The sequence below is a fragment of the Nostoc sp. genome, from assembly GCF_036916655.1.
Classification (GTDB): Bacteria; Cyanobacteriota; Cyanobacteriia; order Cyanobacteriales; family Nostocaceae; genus Nostoc.
The window spans coordinates 1-1099 of record NZ_JBALFY010000016.1 but is presented as its reverse complement, the minus strand read 5'-3'; the positions used below and the strand labels follow the sequence as shown (position 1 = coordinate 1099).

The window sequence follows — 1099 nt, the reverse complement described above, 5'->3', positions numbered from 1 at the left end:
CTGACTTGAAAATCAAACTTCGGCTTAAATCCAAGAAGGATATTTGGCTGAAGTCATTGAATGGCGACACAGCCGAAACAAAATATTGATTACAGGTTTAAGTTGCGACCGGAACAGATTCAACACTAACTTGATAACCAAGTTTTTCTAGGCGTTTAATCAAGCGTTTCTTAACATTTTCCGGTTGTTGTTTGTCAAAATAATCAGCTCCTAAATCTTTATAAGGTTCTTGACGTGATATTAGATGGTAGGCGATCGTTAAAATAGAATGTGCAACAGCAACCGCAGCGCGTTTCTTACCTCTGCGCGCAGAAAGACGACGAAACTGGGCAGCAAGGTAAGTTTTAGTCCGAGCTAAAGCATGGGCAGCTTGAACCAAAATAGTTCGTAAAACTCGATTACCTTTGCGGGTGCTGTCAGAAAGCTTCTTACCCCCACTTTCATAGTTGCCTGGGGCAACCCCAGCCCAAGCCGCCAAATGTTCAGCACTAGGAAAACGGCTCATATCTGTGCCAATTTCCGAGACAATAATCTCAGCAGTTCGACGTGCGATACCAGGTATCGTGTCAACTAACTCAACCGCTTGGTCAAAAGGGTGACAATACTCCTCGATTTGTTGGTCGAAAAGTACAATTGAGGAGTCAATACTATCAATTTGAGCTAGTAGCTGGGCAAGAATAAACTTTTGATGGGGACGAACTCGACCCTCAAGTGCCGGAACGAGCAAGTCATACTTTTTGATCATTGTTCCTTTTGCCAAACCCGCCATTAGTTCGGGTGTACTATTACCCTCGACGATAGCAGCGAGCATTGCTCTTCCTGATACACCCATGACATCACTTGCAACTGAGGCAAGTTTAATATTGGCGGCTTCAAGTACTTTTTGCACTCGGTTGACCAAGTTCACTCGTTCTCGAATAAAGTTGCTGCGATGACGGGTTAAGTCGCGCAAATCTCTTTGCTCCACTGGTGGAATAAAGCTAGGGCGTAACAATCCATGCTGTAGTAGTTCGGCTATCCATTGTGAGTCTTTGATATCTGTTTTGCGTCCTGGCACCGCTTTTATATGACGGGCATTCACTAACATAACTTCAAAGTT

At 44.0% G+C, this 1099-nt stretch carries 1 protein-coding gene; it reads right to left on the bottom strand.

Going from position 1 to position 1099, the window contains the following annotated elements:
• Window positions 1-97 precede the first annotated feature (97 nt).
• The coding region (locus V7L31_RS03880) for an IS110 family transposase (RefSeq protein WP_334695028.1) at window positions 98-1099 on the bottom strand (1002 nt) is incomplete at its 5' end.